Genomic DNA, 16632 nt, shown 5'->3' with positions numbered 1-16632 from the left:
AATGATCGGCGGAGGACCGCCGCCCGGGATACCCGTCGTTCACCACCCGCGAATGCCGACGTTTCGCCCGCCGGCTGTCCACGCCGGACACGGCGGTGGGGGGTGGCGCCGTTGCCACCCCCCACCGCTCTCCCCGCCGGTGCGCCGTCAGTGCTTGTGGAACGACTGGCGCACCACACCCCCCACCAGGGCGCACCAGGTGGTGGTGCTGAGCTTGCCGGTGGGCGGCAGCCCGTGCAGGCGCTGCAGGTCCTTGACCGCGGTGCGGGTGGCGTGGTCGTACTCGCCCGTCGGGAGGACCTCCGCGTAGCCCTTGGAGTTCAGCATGAACTGCGCCGCGGTCACCGGGACGCCGCTGTCGCGCTGGTCCAGCTCCGGCGCGAGCGTCTCCCAGGTCGGCGCGGTGAGCGTGGCGTCGACGTCGACCGGGATGCCGTTGCGCGCCTGCCAGTCCTGCACCGCCGCCACGGTGGCGGCGTCGAACACGCCGGTGACCGGCACGGCGTAGCCCCGGAACGTGAGCAGGTGCTGCGCGACCTGGACCACCGGACCGCCGACGAAGCGCCAGATGTCCGGCCACCGTCGCGCCGGCACGTCGCCCAGGCGGGTGCCGAGCCTGCGGAAGACCTGGCGGCGCAGCGCGGGGAACTCGCGGTAGAACATCGCGCCCGGGCACTGGGTGGCGCGGAAGTCCCAGTGGCCGAAGATGTCGTGCGCGTGCAGGCCGTACTGCCGGCAGATCGCGGTGCACAGCCGCACCAGCCCGGCGATCAGCTCCTCGGGCGGCGTCTCGGTGACGTAGGTGCCCTCGTTCTCGATGCCGATGGCCCGGCCGTTCTCACCCGGGCAGTGCGCGGCGATCATCTGCCGGTCGCCGGCCTGGAGCCGCTCCAGGCTGCCGTGCCGTCCCTCCAGGACGTGGCCGCCCCGGCTCACCGTGAAGTGCTGCCCGGTGTCGGACCAGCCGTTGCCGTCCATGTGCAGGTCCTGGCAGTCGCGGGCGAGCTGCTTGGCGTGTTCCTCGGAGTAGTCGGTGACGTTCGGGAACGCCATGTGGTGCACGATGATCTTGTTGGTCGGGATGGCGCTGACCGACAGCGGGTCCGCCGGCGGCCGGGCCGCCCACTCGTCGCAGCTGATGATCCAGTCGAGGTCCGCGCCCGGCGCGGCCTGCGCGGCGGAGGGCAGGGCGAGCTCGCTCCCGACGACCGCGACCGCGGCGGCGCCGAGGCCGGCCCGCAGCAGCGTACGGCGGTCCAGCTCGGGGTGGTCGAAGTGCATGGCATCTCCTCGATGGCCCGGTCGGACCGGGCGATGTAAAGGAACTCCAACTGCTGCGCGCGAGTTGGAGAATATTGCCACGGACGGGCGGCGCGCCAGAGGACAAATGCCACCGACGGCCGGCGACTCCTACCACCGACGTAGGCGATGTCACGTCCGCTGACCGGGACGGACCATGTCGCGCCGCCGCCCGGCGTGGCAGCCTGGTGCGGTGCGCCCGCCCAGCCTGACCGGAGTCCTCGTGCTCGTCGCCGTGCTCGCGGTCGCCGGCGCGTTCGGCTGGTGGCGCCGCCGCCACGACGGTCGGCTGCGGGCTGTCCGCGAACGCCCGCCGGGCGCGGCGGACCGCGACGCGTCGGCCGCCGCCGGCGACGCCCCGCACCGGGCCACCCTCGCCGCCCTCGGGGTACGCCCCGGCGTGGTCACGCTGGTGCAGTTCTCCGCCCCGGTCTGCGCGCCGTGCCGGGCCACCCGCCGCGTCCTCGACGACGTCACCGGTCGCCTCGACGGGGTGGCGCTGCGGGAGGTCGGCGTGGACGAGCACCTCGACGCGGCCCGCGACCTGGACGTCTGGCGTACCCCGACGGTGCTGGTGGTGGACGCGGCCGGACGCGTCGTGCGCCGGGCCGCCGGCGTGCCCGACCGGGCCGAGCTGCTCGCGGCGCTCGCCCCGCTCACCGCCGGCGCCGCCCGGTGACCGGTCGGCGCTCGGCGGGCGTGCGGCTGACCCGGCGGCGGGTGGTGGACCACGGCCGGCTCGCGGCGAGCCTCTGTGCGTCGGCCCGTCCCGCCTGACCGCCCGCCCCGCCGTCCGAAACGGAACCCCCATGCTGCTCGACCCCCGGGGGCCGCGCTTCGCCGCCGCCCTCACCACCGTCGTCCTCGCCGTCGCCCTGGTCACCGGCTCGGGGCTGCTCGTCCTCGCCCAGGCCGTGGTCTTCGCGCTCACCGCCGCCGCCCCGCGTCTCGGCCCGTACGGCCTGCTCTTCCGGGCCCTGGTCGCGCCCCGGCTGGGCCCCCCGGCCGAGCGGGAACCGGCCGCCCCGGTGCGGTTCGCCCAGATCGTCGGGCTGGTCTTCGCCACCGTCGGCGCCGCCGGCTTCCTCGCCGGCGCGCCCGTGGTCGGCCTGATCGCCACCGCCGCGGCGCTGGCCGCCGCGTTCCTCAACGCGGCGTTCGGGCTCTGCCTCGGCTGCGAGGCCTACCTGGCGGTCCGTCGGCTGACCGGCCGCCCGCTCGCCGCCCGGGTCGCCGTCCCGCCCCGCTGACCGCCCCGCCCGAACACCGGCACGATCGCCGGATGCCGCCCCGGCCCGTGCCGCCCGTACGCTGGCCCGGCCGGCACGGGGACGGGGGAATGGCATGGGTGGTCGGGCGCGACTGGACCGGCGCAGCGTGCTCGCCGCCGCCGGCGGGCTGGCGCTCGCCGGGATCGGCGTTCCGGTCGGGCTGGCCGCCACCGCCGACCGGCCGCCGGCGCCGCGCGGACGGCGGCCGATCAGCATGGCGATGCACCTGCACGCCTCGTTCAGCGAGGGCATCGCCAGCTACGCCGCCCACCTCGACCAGGCCCGCCGCAACGCCGTCGACGTGCTCTGGTGGACCGACCACGACTTCCGCGTCGCCGCCCACGACCACCGCCGGGTCGTCCACTTCGACGGCCCGCAGGAGCTGGAGGGCGGTCTGGCCTGGACCTGGACGGCCGCCACCGAGGGGCGGCTCACCGGGTCGGCCGCCGAGTTCGTGGCCGCGCCGGACGCCGCCGACGGTCCCGGCCGCGCGCTGCGCCTCAGCGCCGCCGGCACCGGCACCCACTGGTACGCCGGCAAGGCCTGGAACTGGACCCACACCGGGAACATCTCCGACACCACGCTGCACCTCGACGTGCGGCCCGAGGCGGCCGGGCCGGACGCCACGCTGACCGTCGAGATCGCGTTGTCCCACCACCCGGCCGGTCCGGGACGACCCGCCGGCCAACTGGTACTGCGCTACCGGCTGGGCGCGACGGACGCGGTCCGGCACACCGCCGACGGCCGGCACGGCACCGTCGACCTGCCCGCGCCGATCGGCGCCTGGCGGCGGCACACGCTGGACCTGCTCGCCGACGCGCGGCGGCTCTGGCCCGACCTGGTGGCCGGCGACAACTCGCTGCGCGGGCTGCGCCTCGGCGTGACGGTGGCCGGCGGCGCGCGCGGCGCGTACCTGGTCGACCGGCTGGTCTTCGACCGGGCCCGCCGCGCCGGGCAGGCCGGCGAGGAGCTGCGCGCCGAGGTGCTGGCCGGCTACGCCGACGCCTACCCGGGCGTGACCCACCACCGGGCCTACGAGGTGTCGATGGTCCGGCACCTCAACTGGTTCGGCGGCGACGGCACGCTGCCCCGCTTCCCGTCCCCGCCCTACCGCGACGACGACGTCGAGGCGACCGAGCGGATGGTGGAGTTCCTGCACGGCCACGGCGGCGTGGTCTGCTGGAACCACCCGCTGGACGTGGAACGCCGCGACTCCCTGGCCCGGCTGCTGGTGACCCGGGACGCGCTCGGCGTCGACCTGATCGAGATCGGACGGGCCCCGGTCGCCGACCACCTCTGGGCGTACGACGTGGCGGCCCGCAACGCGATCCCGCTGACCGCCGTCGGCGTCACCGACGACCACAACGGCACCGACTGGCGGACCGGTCGGGACCGGTACGTCACCTCCGTCTGGGCGGCCTCGACCGACCGGGAGGACCTCGTCGCCGCGCTGCGCGCCGGGCAGGCGTGGTTCGCCGACCTCGCCGTCTACCGGGGCGCCCTGGACCTGGAACTCGGCGGGCGCAGCGCCATGGGCGCGCTGCCGACGGTCGCCGAGGACACCGTGACGGTGCGGCTGCGGGCCACCGACCTGCCGGCCGGGTCCATCCTGGAAGTGGTCACCGGCGACGTCGACCGGGCCGGCGCGGCGGACCCGACCCCCGCGATCCGGACCGGTCAGGTGCTGTGGCGGGAGCTGCGACAGGGCTGGCACGACCTGCCGGTGCGGGTGGGCGCCGGGGCGTACGTGCGCACCCAGGTCCGGGACCGCGACGGCGCGATCGTCGGGGCGAGCAACCCGGTCTGGCTGCTCCGCGAGCCTCCGCCCGGAGGCGTCCCGCCCGCCCGCCGGATCTGACCGGTCGGCCGTCCTTGATCGACTCCATGTCGCCGAAGTGGTGCCGTCCGAGGGCCTCTGATGGCGCCACTTCGCCGAGGTGGAGTCGATCAAGGACGATCCGGTCCGGGACGACCGCGCCGCGAATATGCCGGTGAAGGGCGGGCCGTCGACCGGGAGCGACCCACCGGCTGAGGGTTGCGCGGGTCTGCTGCAGTGGCGGTGTGTCCGTTACCGACCATCCGCCGCCCGGCCCCGGACCGGCGGGACACCTCCGGTCCGGGGCCGCCGTCCGGCGTACGGAAGCGTCCGTTGCGCCGATGGCCGGCGGCGCCGGCGCGACCAGAATGACCAGCGAGGCGGCAACCGGCAGCCGTCCCTGGATCGCGGTGGGGTTCGTCGCATGAGCGGCTGGCAGCTGTCCGGCTACACGCCGGTTCGTGAGCTCGGCTCCGGGGCGTCGGGCAGTGTCGTGCTCGCCACCCACGACGACACCGGCACCCCGGTCGCGATCAAGTATCTGGTCCGCGACCTCGGGGCCGACTCCTCGTTCCGCACCGCCTTCCGCGACGAGGCCCGGTTGCTCGGCGAGATCGACGACCGGCACGTCAGCCGGCTCTACGAGTACGTCGAGTCTCCGCACGGCGCCGCCATCGTGATGGAACTGGTCGACGGTGTCTCGCTGCGGCAGATGCTGCGCGCGCACGGCCCGACCACCCCCGAGGCGGCGCTCTGCGTGTTGAAGGGCTCGCTCGCCGGGCTCGCCGCCGCGCACGCGCACGGGGTCGTGCACCGGGACTACAAGCCGGAGAACGTGCTGGTCACCGGTGCCGGGTCGAGCAAGCTCGCCGACTTCGGCATCGCCATGCCGATCGGCCGGGGCTCGGACACCACCGTCTCCGGCACGCCCCGCTACATGGCCCCCGAGCAGTGGACCGGCGCCCCGGCCAGCCCCGCCTGCGACATCTACGCCGCCACCGCCACGTTCTTCGAGTGCCTCACCGGGCGGCCCCCGTACCAGGGTCCGGACCTGCTCTCCCTGCGCGAGCAGCACGCCACCGCGCCGATCCCCACCGACCCGGCGCCCGCCCCGGTGCACGAGCTGCTGCGGCACGGGATGGCCAAGAGCCCCGACGACCGGCCGCAACCGGCCCAGGTCTTCCTGGAGCTGCTCGACCGGGTGGCCGGTGCCGGGTACGGGCCCGAGTGGGAGGAACGCGGGTTGCGCGAGCTGGCCCGCCGGGCCGCGCTGCTCGCCGCGCTGTGGCCGTTCCCCGACCGGGCGGAGGGCGCCACCGCGGTGGCCAGCACCGCGCTCGGCGCCTCGGCCGGCCGGGGCGGCCTGTTCCGGCGGGGACGCAAGCGCACCATGCTGGCGGCCGGCGCCGTGGTCGCCGCCGTGCTGGCCGGCGGCGCCGGCTACAGCTACGCCGCCCGCGAGAGCCCGGCCGCCGCCGAGGTTCCCGCCGGCCCGTCACCCGCCGGTCCCACCCCGACCGACCCGACCACACCGGACCCGACGGCCGTCACGCCCCCGGACGTCACCCCCACCGCGTCGCCGCCGGCCACGCCGTCCGTCCTGCCCACCCCGCCGGCCGGTACGCCGTCCGCCACGCCGGACGGAACCCGGGCGCCGACCCGCCCGCCGGTCCGCACCAGCGCACCGACCCCCACCCCGTCGCGCAGCACCACGCCGCCGCCCCCGCCGGACGTCACCGCGCCGGTCGTCGGCGGCGTCAGCGCCGATCCGGGTCAGCTCGAACCGAGGGGCTGCCCGTTCGGGATCCAGAGCAGCACCGTCTCCGTCTCCGTCACCGACGACCGCAGCGGTCCGGCCGCCCTGAAGGTCACGTTCCGCTACACCCTGGAGGGCGCCACCGGAACGGTCCGGATGGCCGCCGCCGGGCGCGGCGTGTTCACCGGCACGCTCGGTCCGTTCGCGGCGCCGAAACAGAGCAGCCGCATCCCGGTCCAGGTCACCGCCGTCGACGCCGCCGGCAACGCGACCACCTCGGCGAAACCGGTGTACGTGACGCTCTACACCTACTGCACCCCCGGCTAGGAGTACGACGTGCCCGTTGCCCAGCACCGCAGTCCGGACCGGGGACGGCCGGCGTGACGCGGCCGGAGGAGCCCACCGAGGCGCTGCCCACCCGCGCCCTGCCCGCCGACCCGGCCCGCGACGCGCAGGCCGCCGCGCCCACCGTCCACCTCGTCCCGCCCCGACCACCGGCCGACGCGGATGCCACCGCGCCCCTGACCGTCGACCCCGCGGGCGCGGCGGAACCGACCGTGCACCTCGCCGGCCAGGGAGCGAGCCCGCCCGCCGACGCCGGTGCGACGGTGCGCCTCGCCGGTCGGGGAGCGACGCCGCCCGCCGAGAGCGATGCGACGGTGTACCTCGCCGGTCCGGGGGCGGCCCGGCCCGGCGACGCCGATCCGACGGTGCGCCTCGCCGGTCGGGGAGCGACGCCGCCCGCCGAGAGCGATGCGACGGTGCACCTCGCCGGCCCGGGGGTGGCCCGGCCCGGCGACGCCGATCCGACGGCGCGTCTCGCCGGCCCGCGTCAGCCCGGCCGGCCCGACGCCGACGGGACGGTGGACCTCGGTGGTACGGGCGTGGCCGGGGCGGTTCGGGCCGAGCCGACCGTGCACCTCGCCCCGCCGCAGCAGGTCACCGGGGCGTCGACCGCCGCGTACCGGCCGACGTCCACCGGGCCGGCCGCCCCGACGGCGGGAGCGACCGCCGGCGCGTACCGGGATCCGACCGCGCGGGCGGTGGGCGGCGTGCCCGCGCCGGCGTCCGGCGGCGAGCTGCGGTTCGGCCCGGGCGTGCCGGCGACCCCGCCACCGCCGCCGGCCTGGCCGGTCGCGCCGCCGATCCGGCCGCCGCGGCCGCTCTGGCGTCGGGTCGTCTCGGTGCTGTCCACCCTGCTCACCGCCGCGCTGCTGGTGACGGTCGGTCTCTACCTGTGGCAGCGGCTGCGGCCGTTGGAGGTCGAGCAGGTCGCGGTGGCGGTGCCCCGGCCGCCCGGCATCGCGTGCGACGTGACCGTCGACGTGGTGGCCACGGTCCGCACCAACGGGCGCGCCGGCACGATCCGCTACCAGTGGTTCCGCTCCGACGCGCCGCCCGGCGCGCTGCTCAGCGAGCGGGTCGGCAGCGGGCAGCGGACCGCCACGCTCACCCTCAGGTGGACGTTCAGCGGGGTCGGCGCGACCACCGGGACGGCCACCGTGAACATCATCGAGCCCGCGCCGGTGCAGGCCGGCACCCGGGTCAGCTACCGCTGCCCCGGGGGCTGACCGCGTTTCCGCGCGCGTGGGCCCGGGTAGGCCTTCCGGAACGATCCTGACCACATGCGTGGAGGCCCTTCGATGAGAGACAACTTCGGCGACGCGGTGGGCGACGCGTTCCGTTCGGTGATGCTGTTCCTGCCCAAGGCGGTCGCGTTCGTCGCCATCCTGGTCGTCGGCTGGCTGATCGCCAAGGCCGTGCTCAAGCTGGTGGACAAGGTCCTCGAGCGGGTGCACTTCGACCGGGCGGTCGAACGCGGCGGCATCAAGACCGCGCTGGCCCGCTCGAAGTACGACGCCAGCGACATCGTCGCCAAGCTCGCCTACTACGGCGTGCTGCTGGTCACGCTGCAGCTCGCGTTCGGCATCTGGGGTCCCAACCCGATCTCCGACCTGATCGCCGGCGTCGTCGCCTGGCTGCCCCGGGCGTTCGTCGCCATCGTCATCGTCGTGGTGGCCGCGGCCATCGCCCGCGCGGTGAAGGACATCATCTCCAGCGCGCTCGGCGGTCTCTCCTACGGTCGGGTGCTGGCCAACCTCGCCTCGGTGTTCATCCTGGGCCTGGGCGTGATCGCCGCGCTCAACCAGATCGGCGTCGCCACCGCGGTGACCACCCCGGTGCTGATCGCGGTGCTCGCCACCGTCGGCGGCATCCTGGTCGTCGGCGTCGGCGGCGGGCTGGTCCGGCCGATGCAGAGCCGCTGGGAGACCTGGCTGACCCGGGCCGAGGAAGAGTCCCGGACCATCGCCACCCACGCCCGCGCCTACCAGGCCGGTCGACGTGACGTGGCGGCCCGCCTGGCCACGTCGGACCCGTACGGCGAGGCGGAGCTGACCCAGCCGGTGGCCCGCGACGCCGAGGCCGACCGCACCCAGCCGGTGTCGGCGTACGCGGGTTCCGAGCCGACCCAGCCGGTGCCGGCCCGGACCGGCGCGGAGACCAGCCCGACGGCGTCCACGGACGTCACCCAGGCGATCCCGTCGTTCTCCGACTCCGAGCGCACCCAGCCGACCGCACCCCGCCAGCCCACGGCCGAGCAGGCCGCGGACAGCGAGGCCACGATGGTCATCCCGCCGGCGGACGTGGACAAGTTCCGCCGCTGACCCCTCGTCGCGCGACACCGGGGCGGGATCCGACGTCGGGTCCCGCCCCGGTCGCGTGTCGCACGGGACCACCCGCCGGCGCGGGTCCGGCTACGATCGTCGGCATGACCTGGCGATGTTGATGCCTTCCTGAGCGACGAGGCCGCGGGCCACCGCGGACGCCGTGCACTGCGCCCGGTGTCCGTCACGTCCCGTGGGAAGGCCTCATGCTCGTCGCACCTGCCCGCGTGCCCGCGACCCGCCGCCTGGCGGCGACGCTCTACGGCTACGCGTTCCTCACCGACCTCGTCCTGCTCTACCCGCTCTACGTGCTGCTGTTCGCCGACACCGGGCTGTCGGTCGGGCAGATCTCGACGCTGTTCGTCCTCTGGGCGGTCGCCGGCATCCTGTTGGAGGTGCCGTCGGGGGCCCTGGCCGACGCGCTCTCCCGCCGGCTGCTGCTCTGCCTGGCGCCGCTGCTCACGGCCGCCGGTTTCGCGCTCTGGGTGCTGCTGCCGTCCTATCCGGCGTTCGCCGTCGGGTTCCTGCTCTGGGGCGCCGGCGGCGCGTTGCGCTCCGGCGCGCTGGAGGCGCTGGTCTTCACCGAGCTGGACCGTCTCGGCGCGGCCGACCGCTACGCCCGGCTGATCGGCCGCACCCGCACCGCCGAGGTGCTCGGCGCGGTCGGCTCGGGGGTGCTCGCCGGGCCGGTGTTCGCGGTCGGCGGCTACCTCGCCGTCGGCGCGGCCAGCGTGGCGACCTGCCTGCTCGCCGCCGCGGTCGCGGCCCGCTTCCCGGAGCACCGCACCGCGCCGGCCGCCGTCGCGCCGCTCGCCACCCCGTCGGCCGTCGCCCCGCCGTCGGGCCCGGGGGAGGCGCCGGACGACGACGAGCCCGGTTGGCTGGACAGCCTGCGCGGGGGCCTCGCCGAGGTGCGGGCCGACCGCGCCGTCCGCGCGGCCGTGCTGCTGGTCGCCGCGGTGGCCGCGATCTGGGGTGGCCTGGACGAGTACACCGGGCTGCTGGCCCGGGACACCGGGGTGGCCGAGGTGACCGTGCCGCTGCTGCTCCTGCTGGTGTGGGCCGGGATGTCCGTGGGCGGACTGCTCGCCCCGTGGGGCGAGCGGCTGTCCCGTCGCGGGTACGCCGGCCTCCTGCTCGTCGCGGCGGTGGCGCTGGCGGCCGGGGCGCTGGCGCGGCACCCGGGGGGCTTCCTGCTGCTGGCGGTGGCGTTCGCCGCGTTCCAGCTCGCCACCGTGCTGGCCGACGTCCGGCTCCAGGCCCGGATCAGCGGTTCCGCGCGGGCCACTGTCACCTCGCTGGCCGGGATGGCCACCGACCTGACCACCGTCGCCTTCTACGGCGCGTACGGGCTGCTCGCCGGCGCGGTGGGCAATCCGGTCGCCTTCGCGGTGGCCGTGCTGCCCTATCTGCTGGTGGCGCTCTGGCTGTTCGCCGGACGGGGGTGAGTTGCCAGAAAAGGGATGAATCATCGCATTCAGGATTACGGTGGGTCCGGACACGACCGACCGCGGGGAGACGATAGCGGTGACGTTGGAAGCAGAGCGCACGCTGCGCGACGAGGACCTGACCGGGCTGGCGGAGCTGGCCGCCCAACTGCGGGTGGACGCGATCCGGTGCACGACGATGGCCGGCTCCGGGCACCCCACCTCCAGCCTCTCCGCCGCCGACCTGCTCGCGGTGCTGGTCGCCCGGCACCTGCGCTACGACTGGTCCTACCCGGGCAACCCCGGCAACGACCACCTGATCTTCTCCAAGGGGCACGCCTCGCCGCTGCTGTACGCGGTGTTCCGGGCCACCGGCGCGATCAGCGAGCAGGAGCTGCTGGAGACGTACCGCCGGTCCGGCTCGCGCCTGCAGGGCCACCCCACCCCGGTTCTGCCCTGGGTGGACGTGGCCACCGGCTCGCTCGGCCAGGGCCTGCCGGTGGGCGTCGGCGTGGCCCTGGGCGCCCAGTACCTCGACCGCTCGCCGGCCCACGTCTGGGTGCTGTGCGGCGACAGCGAGATGGCTGAGGGCTCGATCTGGGAGGCCCTGGACAAGGCCGGCCACTACGGGCTGCGCGCCCTGACCGCGATCGTCGACGTCAACCGGCTGGGGCAGCGCGGCCCGACCGAGCTGGAGTGGGACCTGGACAGCTACCGGCGGCGGGTCGAGGCGTTCGGCTGCCGGGCGATCGTCGTCGACGGGCACGACCTCGGTGCGATCGACGACGCGTACGGGCAGGCGCGGGAGGCCACCGGACCGACCGTGGTGCTGGCCCGCACGGTCAAGGGCCGCGGGGTGCCCGAGATCGAGAACGACCCGTCCTGGCACGGCAAGGCGCTCGACCCCGAGCTGGCCGACCGGGCGGTGCGGGCGCTCGGCGGACCCCGGCGGATCCGGGTCGCCGGGCCGAAGCCGCCCGCCGCGCCGCGCGCCACCCCGGTCGAGCACCGGCGACCCGAGCTGCCCCGCTGGTCGCGCGGCGCGAAGGTCGCGACCCGGGACGCGTACGGGGACGCGTTGCGCGCGCTCGGCGCGGTCCGGCCGGACGTGGTGGCCCTCGACGGCGAGGTCAGCGACTCCACCCGGGCCGACCGCTTCGCCGAGGCGTACCCGGACCGGTTCTTCCAGATGTTCATCGCCGAGCAGCAGCTCGCCGCCGCGGCCGTGGGCCTGGCGGTACGCGGCCGGCGGCCGTTCGCGGCGACGTTCGCCGCGTTCTGGTCCCGCGCCTACGACTTCATCCGGATGGCCGGCGTCTCCCGTGCCGACATCACGCTGGTCGGCTCGCACGCCGGGGTGGAGATCGGCCCGGACGGCCCGTCCCAGATGGGGCTGGAGGACATCGCCGCGCTGCGCGCGGTGCCCGGCTCGACGGTGCTCTGCCCCGCCGACGCGGTCTCCTGCGCGGCCCTGGTCGCCCAGCTGCCCGACCGCCCCGGCGTCAGCTACCTGCGCACCACCCGCGGCGCCTACCCGGTGCTCTACGACGACGGCGAGGAGTTCCCGGTCGGCGGCAGCCGGGTGGTCCGCGACGGCGGTGACGTCGCGCTGCTCGGCACCGGCGTCACCGTGCACGTCTGCCTCGCCGCCGCCGACGAGCTGACCCGGGAGGGGATCGACGCCCGGGTGGTGGACCTCTACTCGATCAAGCCGGTGGACCGGGACCGCCTGCTGGAGGCCGTCCGCGACACCGGGGGGCGGCTGGTGGTGGTGGAGGACCACTACCCGGAGGGCGGCCTGGGCTCCGCGGTGCTGGAGGAACTGGCCGACCTGGACGCGCCGGCGCGGGTCCGCCACCTCGCGGTGCGCGGGCTGCCCGGCTCCGGCACACCCACCCAGCAGCTCGACCGCGCCGGGATCGGCGTGCACGCGGTCGTCTCGGCCGCCCGCGCCCTGGCCTGACCGGGTTTGGCCGGGCCCCCGGCGGGTAGCCACGCTGCCGCCGACGGGAGGACCGACCATGGCCGAACCGGAGTTCTACGCGCGGGTGTCCGCCCGCGCGGGTGTGTCGGAGGAGTCCGCGCGGGCGCTGACCGAGGCGACGCTGCGCACACTCGCCGAGCGGATCAGCGGCGGCGAGGCCGCCGACCTGAGCGAGCACGTGGCACACGAGCTGCGCCCGCTGCTGGCCCGGGCGCGGGTCGAGGACCCGCAGGCCTTCGGGTACGACGAGTTCCTGCGCCGGATCGCCGAGCGGGCCGGCGCGACCCCGGCCGACGCCGAGCGCGGCGCGCGTGCGGTGCTGCAGGCGCTGCACCGGGTGGTCGGACCCGCGGAGTTCAACCGGGCGATGGCCCAGCTGCCCCGGGAGATCGGCGAACTGGCCCAGCCCGCCCCACGGATGTAAGGAAGGGGCCCCGCTCAACGTCTCCGGTAGAGGCGGGGCCCCCTCTTAACGCACCTGCCCGGGCATCAGCCGGCCAGGTGCAGGAACGACCACTGGTGGCCGTCGGGATCCCGGAAGCCGCGCATGGAGAGGTGCCCGAGGTCCTGGACCGGCCCGAGCGCGGTGCCACCCGCGGCGACCGCGCGTTCGACCAGCGCGTCGACCTGCTCGGGCCGGTCCACGCCGAGGCCCACGATCACCTCCCGGGCGGCCGCGGTGTCGCAGACGTCGGCGCCGGCGAACGCGGCGAAGGCGTCGGGGAGGTGCAGGACCAGGTGCGTGGTCGCGCCGAAGCTGAGCTGCGCGCTCGGCGCGCCCGGTGGCCGGGGCGCCGCGACGAAGCCGAGGGCGGTGAAGAAGGCCACCGCGGCGTCGAGGTCGCGCACCGGAAGGTTGACGAACGTCGCGCCGGTCATCGGGCCGCCTCCCGCTCCAGCAGCGCCTTCAGCGCGCCCAACCGGTCCCGCCAGTACGCCTTGAGCCGTTCCGCCTCGCCGGCGTCGGCCAGCTTCTCGTGCAGCACCGCCACCCGCGCCTTCGACGCGCCGACCGCGGTCAGGCCGACCACGATCCGGCTCGGGCCATCCGCCCAGTCCGCCCGGAACGTCTTCGGCGCCGTCGCGGTGCGCACCCGCACCTCGACGTCGGGCAGCCAGCGCCGGCGGGTCGCCTCGTCGGCGAACGCGTGGAACAGCGTCTGCACCGGCACGGCGACGGTCCGGCTGCCGCCGGCCTCGAATCCGCCGCCCCGCCGCTGACCCGGTGCGCGCAGGCCGCGCGCCTGCTCGTAGCCGACGGTGACGGTCTGCGCCCACCAGCCCGGCACCCCGTGCGTGTCGACCAGCCACCGGGCGGTCTCGGTGTGGGGCCGCTCGACCGCGCCCCACGCGTCGAGCCGGTCGAACCAGCCGGCCCAGTCCCGCCCGGTCCGCTCGCGCAGCAGCGCGTCGGAGATCCGGTCCTGTTGGGTCCGTCCCCCGGCCGGGGCCACCGACGGGGTGGGGGCGGGTTCGGCCTTGGCGAGCATCTGCCGGCGGGCGGTGGTGTAGCTCTCGCCGGTCTTGTCCATCCGGGTGCGTACCCGGGACTTGAAGGACTTCTGACGGGTCATCGCGCGCTCCCTGTCACGACCCGGTCGGGAACCCACGCTTCCGGCGACCGTGCCGTGCGCTGCCGCGCGGTGGTCAGGTGTCGCGTCCCGAGGGCTCGAAGCCCCCTTTGCCTCCGCGTGCCGGTGGCGTGGGCACCGGATCGGAGGTGGGGCGCGGGACCGCGCCGTGCCCCAGTCTAAGCCGGATCCTGCTGCCGGGGGAGGCCGGCGCGCCGGCCCGCCTCATTCCGGCAGCGCGTCGAGGTAGACCCAGCGGCCGTCCTCCCGGGCGAAGCGGCTGTGCTCGGCGAGCGTCCCGGCCCGGCCGCCCTCGGTGTAGTGGGCCCGGAAACGGACCGTCCCGGTGCTGTCGAACAGACCGCCCTGTGCGGTCTGCAGCACCTCCAGGCGGGTCCACCGGGTGCCCGGCTCCAGCTCCAGCCGGGCCGGCCGGGTGCGCGAGTGCCAGCTGTGCCGCAGGTAGTCGGCGTCGCCGCGGGCGAACGCGCTGAACCGCGAGCGCATCAGCGCCTCCGCGGTGGCCGCCGTCGCGACGCCCCGGTGGACCGGCGCGCAGCAGTCCTCGTACGGCCGGCCCGACCCGCACGGGCAGGCCGTGTTCTGCTTCCCCATCCGACGATTCTCGCCCGCCGCCCGGCCGCGCCCGCGACGGGTCCCGCCAGGCGCCGCCATCCGTGCACGGGGCAGCGCCGGCGGGGAAGCCGCACTACTCTCCGAGGACCATGAGCGCGAGCCCGACGCGGCGCGACCTCGACCCGGCACGGGTCCGCCGTTACCTGACCGCCTCGCTCGGGCCGGCCGGCGAGGTGGTCGACTGCGGTCCGTTGAGCGGTGGCGGCTTCGCCGCGGTGTGGTGGGTGCGCCTGGCCGACGGCCGTGACGTGGTGCTCAAGGTCGGGCCACCGCCGCACGTGCCGCTGCTGCGCTACGAGGCGGACATGATCGGCGCGGAGGCGCGCTACCTGCGCCTGGTGGCCGCTCGCGCGCCCGCGGTGCCGGTGCCGGCGCTGCTGCACCACGGCCGCCACCCCGAGCTGGGCGACTGGCTGCTCACCGCGCGGCTGCCCGGCCGTACCCTGTGGGACCTGACCCGGGCCGGCGCGGACGTCGGGCCGCTGCGCGCCGAGTTCGGCCGGGCGCTGGCCGCGCTGCACGCCGTCACCGGCGACCGGTACGGCTACGACGGCGGCCGCGCCACCGCCCCCACCTGGCGGGGCGCCTACACCGCGATGGTGGACGACCTGCTCGCCGACGCGGCCGACTGGGCGGTGCCGCTGCCGGTGCCCGCGTCCCGGATCCGCGCGCTGGTCGCCCGGCACACGGCCGTCCTCGACGTGGTGCGCCGCCCGGCGTTGCTGCACTTCGACGGTTGGGCCGGCAACGTGCTGGCGGTGGACGGGCCGGACGGCACGCCCCGGCTCAGCGGCCTGGTCGACGGCGAGCGGCACCTGTGCGGCGACCCGCTGCTGGACCTGGTGTCGCCGTTGCTGTTCCGCCGGGCCGAGGACGAGCCTGACGACCCGCTGGTCCGGGCCTACCGGGCGGCCGCGCCGTTCGCGCTGGACGAGGGCGCGCGGCGACGCCTCGGGCTCTACCGGCTGCACCTCTACCTGCTGATGACGGTGGAGATGCCCAGCCGGGGCATCACCGCGGAGTCCGACCCGGGCCGGGTGGCGCTGCTGGCCGAGCTGCTCGACGCGGAGCTGGCCGACCTGGCCGGGCCGGTCAGAGCCAGCCGGAGCGGCGGAACAACCGGTGCAGCGTCACCGCCGCCGTCGCCATGAGCAGCAGAGCGCCGGCGTAGCCGTACCGCCAGTGCAGCTCGGGCATGTGCGCGAAGTTCATCCCGTAGACGCCGGCCACCGCGGTCTGCGAGGCGGCGATCGCCGCCCACGACGCGATCTTGCGCATGTCGTGGTTCTGCTCCACCGCGAGCTGCGCCAGCCGCGACTGGACCAGCGACGTGAGCAGCTCGTCGTACGCGCCGATCCGCTCGACCGCCCGGCCCAGCCCGTCGGACACGGCGGTGAACCGGTGGCGCAGCGCGGGCGGCGGGCCGCCGTCGGGGGAGTCCTGCAGCGCGCGCAGCGCCGCCGGCAGCGGCAGCACCGCCCGCTTGAACTCCACCACCTCGCGCTTGAGCTGGTAGAGGTGCTGGATGTCGGCGCCGCGCTCGCGGGCGAACACGCTCTCCTCCACCCGCTCCAGGTCCCGTTCCAGGTGCTCGGCGACCTCCAGGTAGAGGTCGACCATCCGGGCGCAGACCGCGTACGCCACCGCCCACGGCCCCTCGGCCAGCACCTCCGGGCGGCGTTGCACCTCCTCGCGTACGGGCGCGAGCGCGCCGGTGGCGCCGTGCCGGACGGTCACCGCGAACCGGTCACCGACGAACACCAGCACGTCCCCGGTGTCCACCACCTCGGAGGTGGCGGTCAGCTCGGTGTGCTCGACGTAGCCGGCGCTGCGCAGCACCAGCAGCGTCACGTCGCCGTAGCGCCGCAGGGTCGGCCGGTGCCCGTCGGCGAGCGCCTGCTCCACCGCCGGCTCGTCCAGCCCGAACGTCCGCCCGACCGCTGCCATCACCGCCGCGCCCGGCTCGTGCAGCCCGAGCCAGACGAAGGTACGCCGGCCGTGGCTGGCCCGGGCGTACGCGTCGGCGTAGTGCGGCCGGCCCGGTTCCCGCCGCCCGCCGACGTAGACCGCGCAGTCGACCACCGCGTCCGGGTTGGCCCGCCGAGGCCGGCGCGCGCTGGTCGGGTCGACGCGCCCGAGCAGCCGTCCGACCACGCCGGGCAGCCGTGGCCGCCACCGGATCCGGTCCACCCCACACCTCCGCCGC

Annotated in this window: 14 protein-coding genes and 1 pseudogene; 10 read left to right on the top strand and 5 right to left on the bottom strand. The window is 76.2% G+C overall.

Features of this window, described 5'->3' with window-relative positions:
* Nucleotides 1-147 precede the first annotated feature (147 nt).
* Nucleotides 148-1281: a peptidoglycan recognition protein family protein gene (locus tag ACN27B_RS25830; protein WP_091574305.1), complete on the bottom strand. Its 1134-nt coding sequence runs from the start codon at nucleotides 1279-1281 to the stop codon at nucleotides 148-150.
* Between the two features lie 211 nt (nucleotides 1282-1492).
* Here ACN27B_RS25830 and ACN27B_RS25825 point away from each other — a divergent pair, with 211 nt between their 5' ends.
* The 9 genes and pseudogenes from ACN27B_RS25825 (at nucleotide 1493) to ACN27B_RS25785 (ending at nucleotide 12643) form a co-directional block, all read left to right on the top strand.
* Nucleotides 1493-1978 (top strand): TlpA family protein disulfide reductase, encoded by a 486-nt coding sequence (locus ACN27B_RS25825; RefSeq protein WP_253866414.1) that lies wholly within the window; start codon nucleotides 1493-1495, stop codon nucleotides 1976-1978.
* A 130-nt stretch (nucleotides 1979-2108) separates the two neighbouring features.
* Nucleotides 2109-2549 (top strand): DUF4395 domain-containing protein, encoded by a 441-nt coding sequence (locus ACN27B_RS25820; RefSeq protein WP_422741749.1) that lies wholly within the window; start codon nucleotides 2109-2111, stop codon nucleotides 2547-2549.
* A 94-nt stretch (nucleotides 2550-2643) separates the two neighbouring features.
* On the top strand, nucleotides 2644-4428 hold the full coding sequence (locus ACN27B_RS25815) for a hypothetical protein (protein WP_422741748.1): 1785 nt from the start codon (nucleotides 2644-2646) through the stop codon (nucleotides 4426-4428).
* A gap of 382 nt (nucleotides 4429-4810) precedes the next feature.
* A complete protein-coding gene (locus ACN27B_RS25810) occupies nucleotides 4811-6469 on the top strand; it encodes a protein kinase domain-containing protein (protein ID WP_422741747.1) in 1659 nt (552 codons plus the stop codon).
* A 53-nt stretch (nucleotides 6470-6522) separates the two neighbouring features.
* Complete coding sequence (locus tag ACN27B_RS25805) at nucleotides 6523-7713, top strand: hypothetical protein (protein WP_422741746.1); 1191 nt, start codon at nucleotides 6523-6525, stop codon at nucleotides 7711-7713.
* A 54-nt stretch (nucleotides 7714-7767) separates the two neighbouring features.
* A pseudogene (locus ACN27B_RS25800) lies at nucleotides 7768-8508 on the top strand (mechanosensitive ion channel family protein); the annotation flags it as partial.
* 506 nt (nucleotides 8509-9014) lie between these two features.
* Entirely contained in the window at nucleotides 9015-10256 is a 1242-nt protein-coding gene (locus tag ACN27B_RS25795) for an MFS transporter (protein ID WP_422741745.1), read from the top strand.
* A gap of 79 nt (nucleotides 10257-10335) precedes the next feature.
* Nucleotides 10336-12198, top strand: coding sequence for a transketolase (locus ACN27B_RS25790; protein WP_422741744.1), 1863 nt, complete (start codon nucleotides 10336-10338; stop codon nucleotides 12196-12198).
* Nucleotides 12199-12256: 58 nt separating this feature from the next.
* Nucleotides 12257-12643 carry a DUF2267 domain-containing protein gene (locus tag ACN27B_RS25785; RefSeq protein WP_099160866.1) on the top strand — a complete coding sequence of 129 codons (387 nt, stop codon included), beginning with the start codon at nucleotides 12257-12259 and terminating at the stop codon, nucleotides 12641-12643.
* A gap of 65 nt (nucleotides 12644-12708) precedes the next feature.
* Here the strand turns inward: ACN27B_RS25785 and ACN27B_RS25780 are convergent, their stop codons facing one another.
* The 3 genes from ACN27B_RS25780 to ACN27B_RS25770 form a co-directional block, all read right to left on the bottom strand.
* On the bottom strand, nucleotides 12709-13098 hold the full coding sequence (locus ACN27B_RS25780; RefSeq protein WP_099160867.1) for a VOC family protein: 390 nt from the start codon (nucleotides 13096-13098) through the stop codon (nucleotides 12709-12711).
* A complete protein-coding gene (locus ACN27B_RS25775; RefSeq protein WP_422741743.1) occupies nucleotides 13095-13793 on the bottom strand; it encodes a hypothetical protein in 699 nt (232 codons plus the stop codon). Before ACN27B_RS25775 ends, ACN27B_RS25780 begins: the two co-directional genes overlap by 4 nt.
* A gap of 222 nt (nucleotides 13794-14015) precedes the next feature.
* The gene (locus ACN27B_RS25770) at nucleotides 14016-14405 is read right to left on the bottom strand and encodes a YchJ family protein (RefSeq protein ID WP_099160868.1); all 390 of its coding nucleotides are present in this window, start codon (nucleotides 14403-14405) and stop codon (nucleotides 14016-14018) included.
* A 110-nt stretch (nucleotides 14406-14515) separates the two neighbouring features.
* On the opposite strand from ACN27B_RS25770, the gene ACN27B_RS25765 reads away from it, so the two are divergent.
* The gene (locus tag ACN27B_RS25765) at nucleotides 14516-15577 is read left to right on the top strand and encodes a phosphotransferase (protein WP_422741742.1); all 1062 of its coding nucleotides are present in this window, start codon (nucleotides 14516-14518) and stop codon (nucleotides 15575-15577) included.
* Here ACN27B_RS25765 and ACN27B_RS25760 read toward each other — a convergent pair.
* Nucleotides 15519-16616: a magnesium and cobalt transport protein CorA gene (locus ACN27B_RS25760; RefSeq protein WP_099160870.1), complete on the bottom strand. Its 1098-nt coding sequence runs from the start codon at nucleotides 16614-16616 to the stop codon at nucleotides 15519-15521. The two genes, ACN27B_RS25765 and ACN27B_RS25760, sit on opposite strands and share 59 nt — an antisense overlap.
* Nucleotides 16617-16632 lie beyond the last annotated feature (16 nt).

Origin of the sequence: Micromonospora sp. WMMD754 (assembly GCF_049315235.1) — a bacterium.
Classification (GTDB): domain Bacteria; phylum Actinomycetota; class Actinomycetes; order Mycobacteriales; family Micromonosporaceae; genus Micromonospora; species Micromonospora sediminicola.
The sequence above is the reverse complement of the archived record's forward strand: the minus strand, read 5'-3'. Positions and strand labels throughout refer to the sequence as shown.